Source organism: Pseudomonas sp. TNT2022 ID1044 (assembly GCF_028656895.1).
GTDB lineage: Bacteria > Pseudomonadota > Gammaproteobacteria > Pseudomonadales > Pseudomonadaceae > Aquipseudomonas > Aquipseudomonas reinekei.
In genome coordinates this window covers 151,793-165,822 of sequence record NZ_JAMDHB010000007.1, presented here as the reverse complement: position 1 = coordinate 165,822, position 14,030 = coordinate 151,793, and the positions used below count along the sequence as shown (strand labels likewise).

13 protein-coding genes are annotated in these 14,030 nt (G+C 59.7%); all 13 read right to left on the bottom strand.

The window, feature by feature from the left end; all coding sequences use genetic code 11:
• Position 1: 1 nt before the first annotated feature.
• The 13 genes from fliI to M5G20_RS11035 all read right to left on the bottom strand — a co-directional run bounded on the left by fliI (position 2) and on the right by M5G20_RS11035 (position 14,018).
• The gene (gene fliI, locus M5G20_RS11095; RefSeq protein WP_075948893.1) at positions 2 to 1,360 is read right to left on the bottom strand and encodes a flagellar protein export ATPase FliI; all 1,359 of its coding nucleotides are present in this window, start codon (positions 1,358 to 1,360) and stop codon (positions 2 to 4) included.
• The gene (gene fliH / locus M5G20_RS11090) at positions 1,350 to 2,147 is read right to left on the bottom strand and encodes a flagellar assembly protein FliH (protein ID WP_273919163.1); all 798 of its coding nucleotides are present in this window, start codon (positions 2,145 to 2,147) and stop codon (positions 1,350 to 1,352) included. Before fliH ends, fliI begins: the two co-directional genes overlap by 11 nt.
• 4 nt (positions 2,148 to 2,151) lie before the next feature.
• Positions 2,152 to 3,171: a flagellar motor switch protein FliG gene (gene fliG / locus M5G20_RS11085; RefSeq protein ID WP_007983391.1), complete on the bottom strand. Its 1,020-nt coding sequence runs from the start codon at positions 3,169 to 3,171 to the stop codon at positions 2,152 to 2,154.
• Entirely contained in the window at positions 3,164 to 4,951 is a 1,788-nt protein-coding gene (gene fliF / locus M5G20_RS11080; protein WP_273919162.1) for a flagellar basal-body MS-ring/collar protein FliF, read from the bottom strand. Before fliF ends, fliG begins: the two co-directional genes overlap by 8 nt.
• Before the next feature lie 15 nt (positions 4,952 to 4,966).
• Positions 4,967 to 5,296 carry a flagellar hook-basal body complex protein FliE gene (fliE, locus tag M5G20_RS11075; RefSeq protein ID WP_056853024.1) on the bottom strand — a complete coding sequence of 110 codons (330 nt, stop codon included), beginning with the start codon at positions 5,294 to 5,296 and terminating at the stop codon, positions 4,967 to 4,969.
• Between the two features lie 141 nt (positions 5,297 to 5,437).
• Positions 5,438 to 6,829, bottom strand: a complete 1,392-nt coding sequence (locus tag M5G20_RS11070) for a sigma-54-dependent transcriptional regulator (protein ID WP_273919161.1) — start codon at positions 6,827 to 6,829, stop codon at positions 5,438 to 5,440.
• Between the two features lie 5 nt (positions 6,830 to 6,834).
• A complete protein-coding gene (locus M5G20_RS11065) occupies positions 6,835 to 8,040 on the bottom strand; it encodes a sensor histidine kinase (RefSeq protein WP_273919267.1) in 1,206 nt (401 codons plus the stop codon).
• A gap of 128 nt (positions 8,041 to 8,168) precedes the next feature.
• Positions 8,169 to 9,644: a sigma-54 dependent transcriptional regulator gene (locus M5G20_RS11060; RefSeq protein ID WP_150704809.1), complete on the bottom strand. Its 1,476-nt coding sequence runs from the start codon at positions 9,642 to 9,644 to the stop codon at positions 8,169 to 8,171.
• 172 nt (positions 9,645 to 9,816) lie between these two features.
• Complete coding sequence (gene fliT / locus M5G20_RS11055) at positions 9,817 to 10,113, bottom strand: flagellar protein FliT (RefSeq protein WP_075948900.1); 297 nt, start codon at positions 10,111 to 10,113, stop codon at positions 9,817 to 9,819.
• A gap of 24 nt (positions 10,114 to 10,137) precedes the next feature.
• On the bottom strand, positions 10,138 to 10,527 hold the full coding sequence (fliS, locus tag M5G20_RS11050) for a flagellar export chaperone FliS (RefSeq protein WP_273919160.1): 390 nt from the start codon (positions 10,525 to 10,527) through the stop codon (positions 10,138 to 10,140).
• Between the two features lie 153 nt (positions 10,528 to 10,680).
• Entirely contained in the window at positions 10,681 to 12,066 is a 1,386-nt protein-coding gene (fliD, locus tag M5G20_RS11045; protein ID WP_273919159.1) for a flagellar filament capping protein FliD, read from the bottom strand.
• An 81-nt stretch (positions 12,067 to 12,147) separates the two neighbouring features.
• Positions 12,148 to 12,498 (bottom strand): flagellar protein FlaG, encoded by a 351-nt coding sequence (locus tag M5G20_RS11040; RefSeq protein WP_273919158.1) that lies wholly within the window; start codon positions 12,496 to 12,498, stop codon positions 12,148 to 12,150.
• A gap of 74 nt (positions 12,499 to 12,572) precedes the next feature.
• Complete coding sequence (locus M5G20_RS11035) at positions 12,573 to 14,018, bottom strand: flagellin N-terminal helical domain-containing protein (protein ID WP_273919157.1); 1,446 nt, start codon at positions 14,016 to 14,018, stop codon at positions 12,573 to 12,575.
• Positions 14,019 to 14,030 lie beyond the last annotated feature (12 nt).

The window sequence follows — 14,030 nt, the reverse complement described above, 5'->3', positions numbered from 1 at the left end:
GTTAACCGCCCGCCGCGGGCGCGAAGATCGAGGCGAGATAGGCTTCGCTTTCGCCCAGGCTGATGCTGTCGTTGAGGCCCTGACGCAGATATTTGACCAATTGCGGTTGCAGGGAGATGGCGAGGTCGGTCTCGCGATCACCACCGGCGACATAGGCGCCGACACTGATCAGATCACGACTCTGCTGATAACGCGACCACAATTGCTTGAAATACTGCGCACGGGTCATGTGCTCCGGCGACACCACCGCCGGCATGACCCGACTGATGGACGCCTCGATATCGATGGCCGGGTAATGACCTTCTTCGGCCAGTCGCCGCGACAGCACGATGTGGCCGTCGAGCACGCCCCGCGCCGAGTCGGCAATCGGGTCCTGCTGGTCATCGCCTTCGGACAGCACGGTATAGAACGCCGTGATCGAACCGCCGCCCTTCTCGGCATTACCGGCGCGCTCCACCAGTTTCGGCAGCTTGGCGAACACCGACGGTGGATAACCCTTGGTCGCCGGCGGCTCGCCGATGGCCAGGGCAATTTCCCGCTGGGCCTGGGCGAAACGGGTGAGCGAATCCATCAGCAACAGGACGTTCTTGCCCTTGTCGCGAAAATATTCGGCGATGCGCGTGCAGTACATCGCGGCGCGCAGCCGCATCAATGGCGCATCGTCCGCCGGGGACGCCACGACCACAGAACGCTTGAGTCCTTCTTCACCGAGGATGTGCTCGATGAACTCTTTAACTTCACGACCCCGCTCGCCGATCAGCCCGACGACGATGATGTCGGCCTCGGTGAAGCGGGTCATCATGCCCAACAGCACGGATTTACCGACACCGGTACCGGCGAACAGACCAAGACGCTGACCGCGACCGACCGTCAACATGCCGTTGATGCAACGAATGCCTACGTCGAGCGGCTCGCTGATCGGTTCGCGCTTGAGCGGGTTGATGGTCGGGCCGTCCATCGGCACCCAGTCTTCGGCCTTCATCCCGCCCTTGCCGTCCAGCGCACGACCGGCGCCATCGAGCACGCGCCCGAGCATGCTCATGCCCATCGGCAAGCGGCCGGTATCGGAAAGGGGAACGACGCGGGCGCCGGGGGCGATCCCGGCGACACTGCCGACCGGCATCAGAAAGACTTTGCTGCCGGAAAAGCCCATGACTTCGGCTTCCACCTGCACCGGGTGATAGCTGTCGTCATTGATGACCATGCAACGGCTGCCCATGGCCGCGCGCAAGCCTTCAGCTTCGAGGGTCAGGCCGACCATGCGCAACAGGCGGCCTTCGAGAATCGGTGCGCCCGCCAGTTCCGTGGCCTCGGCGTAGCTGCCCAGGCGCTTGGCGAAACTGGTGCGTTCAAGGCGCATCGGGAATGTCCGGATCGGCGATGGCGGCCGGCTTTTTTTCGACCGGCAGTTCCAGACTCACGTCCGGCGCAGCGGGGTGCAAGGCCTGTTCGTGGAGCTGATCGAACAGCTTGTCCATAATCTGCTTGACCCGGGTTTCCACCGAGGCGTCGATACGGCTGTGTTCGGTCTCGACCCGGCAGCCGCCCGGCAACAGCGCCTCATCCTCGACGATGCGCCAGGTCTCTTCGTGGCGTTCGCGCAAGGCCTTGACCTGCTCGAAATCCTGCGGATTGATGTACAGCCGCACATTGCCCACGCCCAACGGCAACAGCTTGAGCGCTTCGCGCATGACGTGTTCGATCTGCGTCGAGTCGATGGCCAGTTCGCGCTGAATCACCTGTTTGGTGATGTGCTGCACAAGGTCGACCAAGGACTTTTCAATCAGTGTGTCCTGTTCGGCGATCGGCTCGAACAGGTGCGCCATCAGCTGTTCCAGCCCGGCAATCTTCGCCGACAGCGCCACTTCGGCTTCCTGGCGAACCTTGAGGGTGGTGCTGTGGAAACCTTCTTTTTCACCCACCGCGAAGCCTTCGTTATAGGCTTCCTGACGAATGCTTTCGAGTTCTTCGAGGGTCAGTGGCTGGACTTCCTCCAGCGGCACTTCTTCCATTTCCGGCGGTTCGGGTTCCGGCTCCGGTTCCGGCTCGGGTGCGGGCGGGTCGAAGCTGGGCAGCGCCCAGGTATCGAAACCACTGACATCCCTGGCCCGGATCAGGTCAGTGGGTGAATCATCATGCTTGGCCATGGTGTTAGATCATTTCCTCGCCGCCCTTGCCACCGAGAACGATTTCTCCGGCTTCGGCCATACGGCGGGCGATGGTGAGGATTTCTTTCTGTGCGGTTTCCACGTCGCTGACGCGCACCGGGCCTTTGGCCTCGAGGTCGTCGCGCAACAGCTCGGCCGCACGCTTGGACATGTTCTTGAAGATCTTCTCCTTGACGCCTTCGTCGGAACCCTTGAGGGCCAGTACCAGCACGTCGGAGGACACTTCGCGCAGCAATGCCTGGATACCGCGGTCGTCGACATCGGCCAGGTTGTTGAACACGAACATGAGGTCTTCGATCTGACCGGACAGGTCTTCGTCGACTTCGCGGATCGAGTCCATGAGCTGGCCTTCGATCGAACTGTCGAGGAAGTTCATGATGTCCGCCGCACGCTTGATGCCACCCAGGGTGGTACGCGATGCGTTCGAGTTGCCGGAGAACTGCTTCTCGAGAATCTGGTTGAGTTCTTTCAGGGCCGCTGGCTGCACGGTGTTCAGCGAGGACACCCGCAGAATGATGTCCAGGCGCACCTTATGGTCGAAGTTGCCGAGCACTTCACCGGCCTGATCCGGGTCGAGGTAGGCCACGACGATTGCCTGGATCTGCGGGTGCTCGTAGCGGATCACATCGGCGACGGCGCGCGGCTCCATCCATTTCAGGCTGTCGAGGCCGCTGGTGTTGCCGCCCAGCAGGATGCGGTCGATCAGGCCGTTGGCCTTGTCTTCGCCCAGTGCCTGGGTGAGCATTTTACGTACGTAGTCGTCGGAGCCGACGCCCAGGCTGGTCTGGTCGCCGACAATGTCGACGAACTCACTCATGACCTGTTCGACCTGCTCGCGGTGCACGTTCCCCATTTGCGCCATGGCCACACCCACACGCTGGACTTCTTTAGGCCCCATGTGGCGCAGTACCTGGGCGGCATCGGTGGAACCAAGGGACAGCAGCAGAATCGCGGCTTTGTCGACCTTGGACAACTTGGCGGCAACGGCTCGGTTATCACTCATCTGCGTTAATCCACTCTTTCACGACCTGGGCCACACGACCCGGGTCTTCTGCCACCAGACTCTTGATTGCGTTCAACTGTGCGTCATAGCCTTCGCTCGGGCTCGGCAACAGGATGCTTTGCGGGCCGCCGAGGCTGACGCGGTCGTTGGTCAGTTCGCCGTCCAGGCCGCCCATTCCACCCAACTCGACATCACTGCCAATGCCGGCCAGTTGCTTGTCCTTGCCACCGCCGGTGATGTTGTTGAGCACCGGACGCAACACGCCGAACACCAGCACCAGAATGAACAGGACACCCAGCACTTGCTTGACGATGTCCCAGAACCAAGGCTGGGAGTAGAACGGAATGTCGGCGATCACTTCGCCGCGATCAGCCGAGAACGGCATGTTAATCACGCTGACGCTGTCACCACGGCTGGCATCGAAACCGACCGCGTCCTGAACCAGACGCGTGAAACGCGCCAATTCGTCGGCAGTCCACGGCGCGCGGGTGGTTTCACCGTTGGCCGGGTTGATCTTGACCTGGTCATCCACCACCACCGACACCGACAGGCGATTCAGACGGCCCTGTTGCTGCTTGGTATGGCTGATGGAACGGTCGAGTTCGAAGTTCTTGGTGGATTGTTGACGTTTGTCCGCCGGGTACGGTGCGAGCATGGGCTGACCGGTGGCCGGGTCCATGATTTGCTGGCCGTTGGCATCGATCAGCGGCTGACCTGGCTGCACCATGCCGGCAGCAGGCGCGGCGCCAGCGGTGGTTTGCGGCGCAGAGGCCGGCGCGGGTGGCTGGTTGCTCAGGGCACCCGGTACACCTTGCGGGCCATTGCTGGCGGTACGTTGTTCGTTGACCGACTGCTCGCTGCGCAGCGCCGGTTGATCCGGATTGAACTGTTCGGACGTCGACTCGACAGCGCTGAAGTCAACATCGGCCGAGACTTCGGCTTTATAGCGATCGTTGCCCAGCACCGGTTGCAGGATGTTATGCACACGCTGGGTGAGCATGCTTTCCATGCGGCGGCTGTAATCGAATTGCTTGCCGGCCATGGTCAACTCGGAGTTTTCCGCCTGATCGGAGAGCAGGTTGCCCTTTTGGTCGACGACGGTGATCTGCGACTTGCTCAGTTCAGGAACACTGGTCGCCACCAGATTGACGATGGCCACGACCTGGCCCGGCTCCAGCGAGCGACCGGAATACAGCTCAACCAGTACCGAAGCACTCGGCTTGCGCTCGTCGCGCACGAACACCGAACTCTTCGGAATCGCCAGGTGCACGCGGGCGCCCTTGACGTTGTTCAGGCTGGAAATGGTCCGGGCCAGTTCACCTTCGAGGCCGCGACGATAACGGGTGGCCTCCATGAACTGGCTGGTGCCCAGGCCTTGCTCTTTATCGAGAATCTCGAAACCGATGTTGCCATCGCTGGGAGTGACACCAGCGCCCGCGAGCTTGAGGCGCGCGCGGGACAGGTCTTCAGCCTTGACCAGCAAGGCACCGGAATTCGGTTCAACGGTGTAAGGAATATCAGCGGCGGCCAGGGTGTCCATGACCTGTTTGGCGTCCATCCCGGCAAGGCTGCCATACAGCGGACGGTAGTCCGGCTGCTGGGACCACAACACCACGGCAAAGCCAATCGCCACGCTCGCAGCCAGGCCGACCAACAGGCCTACCTGACGCAGCATGGTCATCTCGGAGAGGTTTTCCAGGAAGGACAAACCAAACAACGGCGGTTTGCCGTCTATTGGAGTGGCCTTGGCCGGAACGTTATCGGCGACTGCTTCTGCCATGACTCAATCTCGTCCTTAAACCGGCATCTGCATGATGTCTTGGTAAGCCTGAACCAGCTTGTTACGCACTTGGGTCAACGCCTGGAAAGACACGCTGGCCTTCTGCGAAGAAATCATCACGTCCGTCAGGTCAACGCCGCTCTTGCCAATCTCGAAGGCACTGGCCAACTGACTGGAAGCCTGCTGCGTGTCGTTCACTTTATTGACGGCCTGACCGAGCATGTCGGAAAAGCTGCTGCCATTCAGTTCAGGGACGGCGGCAGTCGATTTCGGCGCAGACATGGCGTCCATTTGCATGGCACGCATATCCAGCATCAACCGATTGAATTCAATACCTTGGCTCATGATTTCTCTCTTTGGCGACCCGCAATTTTTTGACACTCACTCGGCGGGTAATGAGGTGTTAGCAACAAGGGTGCCAGCTCCGTGCCTGCGTCCTACAAAAGCCATTTGCGGATTTTGAGCCGCGCTGCTGCCGGGACCGGGTCAGGTGGCGAACAAATACGCCTCGACATCCATTCCGGCATCGCGCATCTGCGCCAGCTTGTAGCGCAAGGTGCGCGGGCTGATGCCCAGGCGCTCGGCGGCTTCCTTGCGGCGGCCGCGCTCAGTGCGCAGGGTGTCGATGATCATCTGGAACTCGCGACGTCGCAGGTCATCGCCCAACGCCCCGGCGGATTCCGCGTCAACTTCCACCGTCCGCATCGTTGTCGATGCTGGCGCCAGGGTCGGCAGCGGCGCGCAGGCCACCGGCCCGGCCAGGCAGAAATCCTGAGGCTGAATCACGCCGCCCTGTTGCAGGATCAACGCGCGTTGAATTGCGTTATCCAGTTCGCGCACATTGCCCGGCCAGGGGTAACCGATCAGACACGCCTGGGCCTCCGGTGACAGTCTCGCCGCGGCATGCTTCATTTTATTGACGTGTTTGACCAGCAGCCGCTCGGCCAGCGGCAGAATATCGGCGGTGCGTTCGCGCAGCGGTCGCCAGGCGAGCGGGAAAACCGACAGTCGATAATAGAGATCTTCACGGAAACGCCCCGCCGCGACTTCCCCGGCCAAATCCCGGTTGGTGGTGGCGACCACACGAATATCCAGCGTGATGGGCTTGCGCGCACCGACTCGCTCAACCTCGCGCTCCTGCAACACGCGCAACAGCTTGGCTTGCAGACCGAGGGGCATTTCGGAGATTTCGTCGAGCAGGATGGTCCCGCCATCAGCCTGCTCGAACTTGCCGGCTTGCGCCGCAATGGCGCCGGTGAACGAGCCCTTCTCGTGACCAAACAGCGTGGCCTCGAGCATGTTGTCCGGAATCGCCGCGCAGTTGATCGCAATGAACGGCTGGCTGGCGCGGTGCGAGTGCTGGTGAATGTAGCGCGCCAACACTTCCTTGCCCGTGCCGGACTCACCGGAGATCAACACCGTGGAATCACTGCGCGCCACTCGCGCGGCCAATTCCAGCAATTGCGCACTGGCCGGCTCGACAGCAATCGGCCCTTCGCTGTCGCTGGCGCCGAGACTGCCCAGCGCATGCCGCGCCACCAGATCGAGCAAGGCCCTGGCCTCGAACGGCTTGACCAGGTAATCAGCCGCGCCTTGGCGCATGGCGTCGACCGCCCGCTCCACAGCACCGTGCGCGGTCATCAGCAACACCGGCAGTTGCGGCTGACGCGCCCGCAGCAGCCCGAGCAGTTGATGCCCGTCCATGCCCGGCATGTTGACGTCGCTGACCACCAGATTGAACGCCTCGGTTTCGACCGCCACCAAGGCGTCCTCGGCGCAACCAACGGCTTTGTAATCGTGACCGGCGAGCACTAACGTATCGGCCAGCGCCTCGCGTAGCGCGCGGTCATCCTCGACCAGTAGAACCTTGATACCCATGACCTTCACTCCGCTCCCTGAGCGTTGCTTCTTTCGCTGACAAAAAGCGGCAGGATCACCTGCGCGCACGTGCCGCGACCGATCCGCGAACGCAGGTGCAATTCTCCCTGATGAGCACGGGCAACGGCCTTGACCACGGTCAGGCCGAGCCCGGTTCCGGTGGCCTTGGTGGTGAAAAACGGCTCACCCAGACGCGCCAGCACAGCGCCGTCGATTCCGCTGCCGCTATCGCTGACACACACGCGCAACTGGTCGTCGCGGGCATACAGATGCACTTTCAAGCGCACGTCGCCGGCACTGGCCTGAATGGAATTTTCGATAAGGTTGAGGATGGCGCCGACCAGGGTGTCGCGATTGCATAGCAGGTCGCCGACATGGCTGTCGCATTGCCAGCGAATCGGCAGATCCTGCACGTGGGTCAGTGCCGCGGCCTGCAGCGACTGCATCAATTGCCTGGGGGTGACGCGATCGGTCAACGGCAACTCGCCGCGCGCGAACACCAGCATGTCGCGCACCTGATGCTCCAGCTCGTGCAAGCGTTCCTTGAGACGTCCGGCGAAACGTTGCTGGGTCTCGACCGGCAACGCTTGCTCAGTCAAATGGCTGGCGTAGAGCAACGCAGCGGACAAGGGAGTACGAATCTGATGGGCCAGCGAGGCAACCATGCGCCCCAGGGACGACAGGCGCTCATGCCGAGCCAGTTGATCCTGTAGATGGCGGGTTTCAGTCAGGTCGTTGAGCAGCACCAGTTGCCCGGGCTCGGCGTCCAGCGAACGCGTGGCAATCGACAGGCGTCGGCCGTCCTTCAGGGAAACTTCATGACCATCGTCTTCACGCGGCGCAAAGCAGCGGGCAATGACATGGCGCCACAGCTCACCTTCGAGCGGCAGGCCGAGCAACTCGCAAGCCGCCGGATTGGCTTCGCGCACGATGCCTTGAGCGTCGATGACGATGACGCCACCGGGCAACAGATCGAGGAGGTTTTGCAGACGGTTGGCCAGGCGTTCTTTTTCCGCCAGCTCCTGCATGCGCTGGGCACTGACGACCGCCAGTTCACCCTTGAGCTCGGTAACCCGCGCCTCAAGCATGCTGTAGGAGTCGGTCAATTGACTCGACATCTGGTTGAACAGTGCGAACGCCTGCTCGAGGCCAAGCCGGCTGGCCTGCTCTACGGACGATGATTGCCCCAGGGCGTCAGGGACATGAGACATCTGGGCGGCTTGGGGCATCGTGTTCTCTCGCTTGGCTGACCGTCAGTGAAACGGAACGTTGCGAGGGATGTAGCAATACCCGTGCCTAAAAAAAACCGCCTATTAATGAATGACTTGAAAAACGGGCGTCAATCATCCGCCTGTTCATCACCATCGCGGCGACTCATGCCGTACTTGCGCATCTTCTCCACCAGCGTGGTGCGTCGAATTCGCAGGCGTTCGGCAGCACGCGCCACGATGCCGTTGGCATCATCGAGCGCCTGTTGAATCAGCCCCTGCTCCAGACCCCCCAGGTAGTCCTTCAGGTCCAGCCCCTCTGGCGGCAACATGGCGCCAGCACTGAAGTCCGGCGTGTGCCCATTGATCGCCACGCGCTCTTCGAGATCACTGCGCAGGGTGTCGACCAATTGCTCGTCTTCGTCGTCGACGTAGCGGAACTTCTTCGGCAGCTCGACCACGCCGATCACACCGTACGGGTGCATGATCGCCATCCGTTCCACCAGATTCGCCAGCTCGCGAACGTTGCCCGGCCAGCCATGACGACACAGGGACATGATGGCAGCAGAGTTGAAGCGAATCGAACCGCGCTTCTCGTGCTCCATGCGCGAGATCAGCTCGTTCATCAACAGCGGAATATCTTCGACGCGCTCGCGCAGCGGCGCCATCTCGATCGGGAACACGTTCAGGCGATAGTACAAGTCTTCGCGGAAGGTGCCGATCTCGATCATGCTTTCGAGATTCTTGTGGGTCGCGGCAATGATGCGCACGTCGACGCTCTGGGTCTTGTTGCTGCCCACGCGCTCGAAGGTGCGCTCCTGCAATACGCGCAGCAGCTTGACCTGCATCGGCAGCGGCATGTCGCCGATTTCATCGAGGAACAGCGTGCCGCCGTTGGCCAGTTCAAAGCGTCCCGCACGGCTGGTGATCGCGCCGGTGAAAGCGCCCTTCTCGTGGCCGAACAATTCACTTTCCAGCAACTCGGCCGGGATCGCCCCGCAGTTGACCGGTACGAACGGCGCTTCACGGCGCTTGGAATGGTAATGCAGGTTGCGCGCAACCACTTCCTTGCCGGTACCGGACTCACCAAGGATCAGCACGCTGGCATCGGTGTCGGCTACTTGCTGCATCATCTGACGGACGTGCTGAATCGCCCGACTGGTGCCGACAAGGCTGCGGAAAAGATTGGGTTCGCGATGACGACCGCGCTCGCGGGCCTGGTCGTACATCTCGCGATAGACCTGGGCACGGTGCAGGGAGTCGAGCAATTTGCTGTAGCTCGGCGGCATTTCGAGGGTCGAAAGGACCCGCCGACGCTGGTCTTCAGGCAAGTCAATGGAAGAATTATCGCCCATTAGCAAAACCGGAAGGAACTCATCCCATGTCGACAGTGTCTTTAGCAAGCCCAGAAGCGCACCAGGAGCATTGACCGTCCCGATGAGGACACAGATTACTTCTCGACTAGACGACAAAGAGCCGACAGCCTGCTGCCAGTCATGGCTACCGCAGGGTAAATTTTCTTCACCGAGAAAATTTAAAATCACCGCCAGGTCGCGGCGGCGGACGCTATCGTCATCAATCAGCAGAATTTTGGTTTCACGCCACATGCAATAGCAACTTCCCTAGTCAACTCGATGCCCAAAATGCTGGGGCAAGCTAAACGCTTGCAGGCATACATATGCCTGAAGACGACTGAAATCTGGAACAGCCACTAGTTAAGTCAAAAAACCGTGCACAGTCAAATTTATGGCGCACTTTGTTTGGATTAACTGGCGTCAATTAACCAAACAGATGGTAAACCTTTGATGCCTTTTGTGCTTGGTTGATCTGCGACATCTCGTCGACTATCGCCTGACGCTCGCCCATCGTCGCCGTCAGCAAGTCTTTGTACACCGCCAATAACCCTTCCAGATTCGCACGCACCGCGTCTTCATCGATCGGCGCTTCGCTGAGCACCTCATCGACGCACTCCCGGCAAGCTGCATCCAGCTCACCGATGGCATCCCAGTTTCGCGCCGCCAGGGCGTCGACCAGGGCTTCACGGGTTTCTTCGATCCGCTGCAGTGCTTGACTCATGACGTCATCCTCAGGCTTTTGGGCCTATTGATTGGCAATGGCATCCCAGCCGCTTTTCAGGGTTTCCAGCAGACCGGAGACTTCGTCGATGATTTCGGCATTGTTGTCCCGATTGGCTTCCATCAGCCGCGTCATCATGTAGGCGTAAAGATTGTCGAGCTGCTGCAACGAGGCCGGGTCATCAGTCTTTTCCGGATTCAAGCCATCGCGCAGGCCGATGATGATGTCCACGGCCTTGCCCATCATCAACCCCTTGAGTGCGATGTCGCCCCGCTCCATCGCGCCCTTGGCCTGAGCCATACGGTCCAGACCACCCTCCATCAGCAACTGTACCAGGCGATGAGGATTGGCTTCAGAGATCTGAGCATGGGAATTGACCTTCTGGTATTGGCGAAGGGCTCTCATGGGGTTCATGTTTCTACCTCGTGACAGACAACAACTGAAAAAGGATGGCTCTGATCATTATGTCGACTGAGCAGCACATAACTTTAACCCAGTCCGACCACCAAAGAAAAAACCCAGGCACTGCCCTAACAGACAGCCTGGGTTTTTTATACCTGATCCGAATCAGTTGTCTTTCGGATTATTGAGCGCATTAAGCGTGGTCATGATGCTGTCGCTCTGGGCACGCAGCTTGGCTACCAGGGAGTCCATGGCGGTGTACTTGGCGGTCAGGCTGGTTTGCAGGCTGGCCATCCGTGCATCGAGGGAATCCTGCTGCTTTTTCAGATCGTTCAGGCTGTCGGTCAGGGTAGCCGAACGGGCAGCAAACACACCGGTCTTGCTCAGGGCGAAGCTATCGGTGGCGCTCTTCATACGGGCCAGCAAACCTTTGTCGCCGGTGAAGATACCGTTGATGTCGGCGGCGTTAGTCAGGGCCGCTGCGTCGAACAATTTGTCATCGACGGAGAGCATCCCGGTCTTCTGATCGGTTTTAACGCCGAACTGAGCCAGCGACTTCAACTGCCCCGTCCCACCCATCGCGTTCAGCTCTGTGCGCACCGCTGACATCAATGAACGCAAAGAAGCATCACCAGTGAGCGCGCCCGACGTTACCGAGCCATCGGCATTGGTGGTGACCTGAGTCTCGGCATTGGACGCCTTGATCAGCGCATTGTAGGTATCGACAAATCCTTTGACTGCCGACTTCAGTGTCGATGTGCTGGCCGCCACGGTAATCGTGGTAGGCGACACCACGCTGCCACCGTTAGGAATGGTGGAAACACCGGTCAACTTGACAGTGATCCCGCTCACGGCGTCGGCGATCGTGTTGGACTTGGACTCCATGGCCACGCCATCGAGGACGTACTTGGCATTCTGCGGTGTAGCGAGCACCGAAGTACCGGCTTCCAGGCCGGAGTTCCCCGTCACGGTCAGATCGGAACCGACACCGGTATTGGTTGAGGTCAGCACCATTCGCGAGCCGTTGGCGTCGGTCAGGATGTTGGCGCTCAAGCCCTTGTTGGCATATTGCGAGTTGATCGAATCACGTACCTGCTGCAACGTCGCGCCAGCAGGAATACTGATATCAAAGCTGTCACTGCCCTGCTTGATGGTCATCGTGCTCGGTACTGTACCGGCATTGACCACAGAAGAAGCGCCGCCCGCAAAAACCTTGGTGGAGATCTTGGAAGCCGTGGCCATCTGAGACACCGTCAGCGAGAAACTACCCGCCGCCGCGCCGTTACCGGTGGTCACCGTCGCGACTTTTTCATCGGAAGACGTACCGCTCAAGCCACTGAAGCTGGATGCGGTTTTCATGTTTTCCAACGCGCTGCGGAAGGCGTCCAGCGCTGCCTGGATTTTGCCGATGGACGACAGCGAGGTGGTTGCTTTCAGCGTCTGATTGTTGATCTGCGTTTGCTTGGGCGCTCGTTCCGCGTCCACCAAAGACTTCACGATCGACTGGGTATCGATATTCGAACCAATACCGCTAACCGTTGTACCCGCCATCATCTCTCTCCTTATCCAGTGGCTGCCGACTTCTTGACTAAGCGCATCTTAATCAGCGACAGCAACAAAATTCATGCCAGTTCAGACTTTGTCGTCAAACAACAAACTACTGGCGTCCGATAGGCTTTGTGCCAGTTTCAATGCGGTTTCCGAGGGGATCTGGCGAATCACGTCACCGGTCTCGGTGGCGATAACCTTGACCACGATCCGGCCGGAGGAATCATCAATGGAAAAATCCAGTTTGCGCTGGGCAGCCTGGACAAATTCCTGGATATCGGTCACGGCTTTTTGCAGGTCGTCACGCTTGGGCTCTGAGCCCGATGACGCAACAGCTTCAACCTTGGGCTGATCCTGATTGGCGGTAACACTCGACACTGCGCTCTGCGGCGCAACGGCCGGATAAGACAGGTTCAACTTGACGCTCATGTCCATGCTAAATCTCCTCATCACGGAAAAGACGAAAGGGCACGTAAACGCGCCCTTCCGTCAGTCACCAAGCGCTGGAATTACTGAAGCAGCTTCAGTACAGCGGATGGCAGCTGGTTAGCCTGGGACAGGATCGCGGTGGAAGCCTGTTGCAGGGTTTGTTGCTTGGTCAGCTGAGCAGTTTCCGACGCGAAGTCGACGTCCTGGATCACGCCACGAGCAGCAGTGGAGTTGTCCGAGATGCTGCGCAGGTTGGCCACAGTGCTGTCGAAACGGTTTTGTACAGCACCGAGGTCAGCACGCTGGGAGTCGATGTTGGCGATAGCCTGGGTGATCACATCAACAGCGTTTTGCGCGTTGGTAGCAGTGGTCACGTCAGTGTTGTTGACGGTGGTTTTGGCCGAGCTGACGGTAGTACCGGCAGCAACGAACAGACCGGTTGCACCAGCACCGCTCAGCGAGTAGCTGTTGGTGGAGTTCAGGGATACGGCACCGGTCACCTGGATGGCGGTAGCGGCAGCAGGAACAGCAGCACCATAAACACCAGCACCGTTTTTCGCGGCAACGCTGATACCAGCGATTGCGCCGGCGTCGCCAGCGTTCAGGGTGATGTTCTCACCGGTATCCGACTTGACTTCCAGGTTGTTGGTGGTGGCGTTGTAGTTAACGCTGATACCCAGCTTCGCAGCGTTGGACTTCAGTTGGTCAGCCAGGCCTGCGGTGTCAGTAACACCAACCATGTTGACTGCGGTGCCGCTGCCTACCTGGATAGTGAAGTTAGCGCTGGCAGGGGTAGCAGCCAGGATCGCAGCGGTGTTTACAGTGAACTGGGCTTCAGTGCTGGCAGTAGCCGACAGGCCACCGATAGCGCCGTTCAGTTGAGCAGCGGTAGCCTTGGCAGACTGGCCTGCAGCAACAGTTACGTTAGCGGTCTGGCCACCACCGGTGATAGCCAGTGCACCGCCGGCAACGCCGGTAGCGCTTGGTGCGATAGCCACGGACTTCAGCTGCTGGGAGCCGATGTTGTTAGCCGATACGTCGCCCAGAGACATGTTGATGGTCTGGTTGGCGTTGGCGCCTACCTGGAACTGGGTAGTACCGAAAGAACCGTCCAGCAGGTTACGACCACCGAAGGTAGTGGTGGTAGCGATACGGGTCAGTTCAGCAGTCAGTGCCTGGTATTCAGCGTTGTTCGACTTACGGTCTTCAGCGCTTGGCGAGCCGTTCGCGGAAGCCAGAGCCAGGGTACGCATTTTCTGCAGGATGTTGGTGGACTCTTGCATCGCGCCTTCAGCAGTTTGCGCGATGGAGATACCGTCACCGGCGTTCTTGATAGCGGTCTGCAGGCCGTTGATCTGGCTGGTCAGACGGTTGGAAATTTGCAGGCCAGCAGCGTCATCTTTAGCGCTGTTGATACGCAGGCCGGAAGACAGGCGTTGCATCGAAGTTTGCAGAGCGTCGGAGGAACGGGTCAGGTTCTTTTGAACGTTCAGCGATGCAAGGTTGGTGTTTACTGTTAAAGCCATGACGAAATCCTC

What these genes read in the sequence shown, in the direction of transcription:
- fliI (WP_075948893.1), bottom strand. Translation starts at nt 1,360, where the DNA reads ATGCGCCTTGAACGCACCAGTTTCGCCAAGCGCCTGGGCAGCTACGCC.
- fliH (WP_273919163.1), bottom strand. Translation starts at nt 2,147, where the DNA reads ATGGCCAAGCATGATGATTCACCCACTGACCTGATCCGGGCCAGGGAT.
- fliG (WP_007983391.1), bottom strand. Translation starts at nt 3,171, where the DNA reads ATGAGTGATAACCGAGCCGTTGCCGCCAAGTTGTCCAAGGTCGACAAA.
- fliF (WP_273919162.1), bottom strand. Translation starts at nt 4,951, where the DNA reads ATGGCAGAAGCAGTCGCCGATAACGTTCCGGCCAAGGCCACTCCAATA.
- fliE (WP_056853024.1), bottom strand. Translation starts at nt 5,296, where the DNA reads ATGAGCCAAGGTATTGAATTCAATCGGTTGATGCTGGATATGCGTGCC.
- M5G20_RS11070 (WP_273919161.1), bottom strand. Translation starts at nt 6,829, where the DNA reads ATGGGTATCAAGGTTCTACTGGTCGAGGATGACCGCGCGCTACGCGAG.
- M5G20_RS11065 (WP_273919267.1), bottom strand. Translation starts at nt 8,040, where the DNA reads ATGTCTCATGTCCCTGACGCCCTGGGGCAATCATCGTCCGTAGAGCAG.
- M5G20_RS11060 (WP_150704809.1), bottom strand. Translation starts at nt 9,644, where the DNA reads ATGTGGCGTGAAACCAAAATTCTGCTGATTGATGACGATAGCGTCCGC.
- fliT (WP_075948900.1), bottom strand. Translation starts at nt 10,113, where the DNA reads ATGAGTCAAGCACTGCAGCGGATCGAAGAAACCCGTGAAGCCCTGGTC.
- fliS (WP_273919160.1), bottom strand. Translation starts at nt 10,527, where the DNA reads ATGAACCCCATGAGAGCCCTTCGCCAATACCAGAAGGTCAATTCCCAT.
- fliD (WP_273919159.1), bottom strand. Translation starts at nt 12,066, where the DNA reads ATGGCGGGTACAACGGTTAGCGGTATTGGTTCGAATATCGATACCCAG.
- M5G20_RS11040 (WP_273919158.1), bottom strand. Translation starts at nt 12,498, where the DNA reads ATGGACATGAGCGTCAAGTTGAACCTGTCTTATCCGGCCGTTGCGCCG.
- M5G20_RS11035 (WP_273919157.1), bottom strand. Translation starts at nt 14,018, where the DNA reads ATGGCTTTAACAGTAAACACCAACCTTGCATCGCTGAACGTTCAAAAG.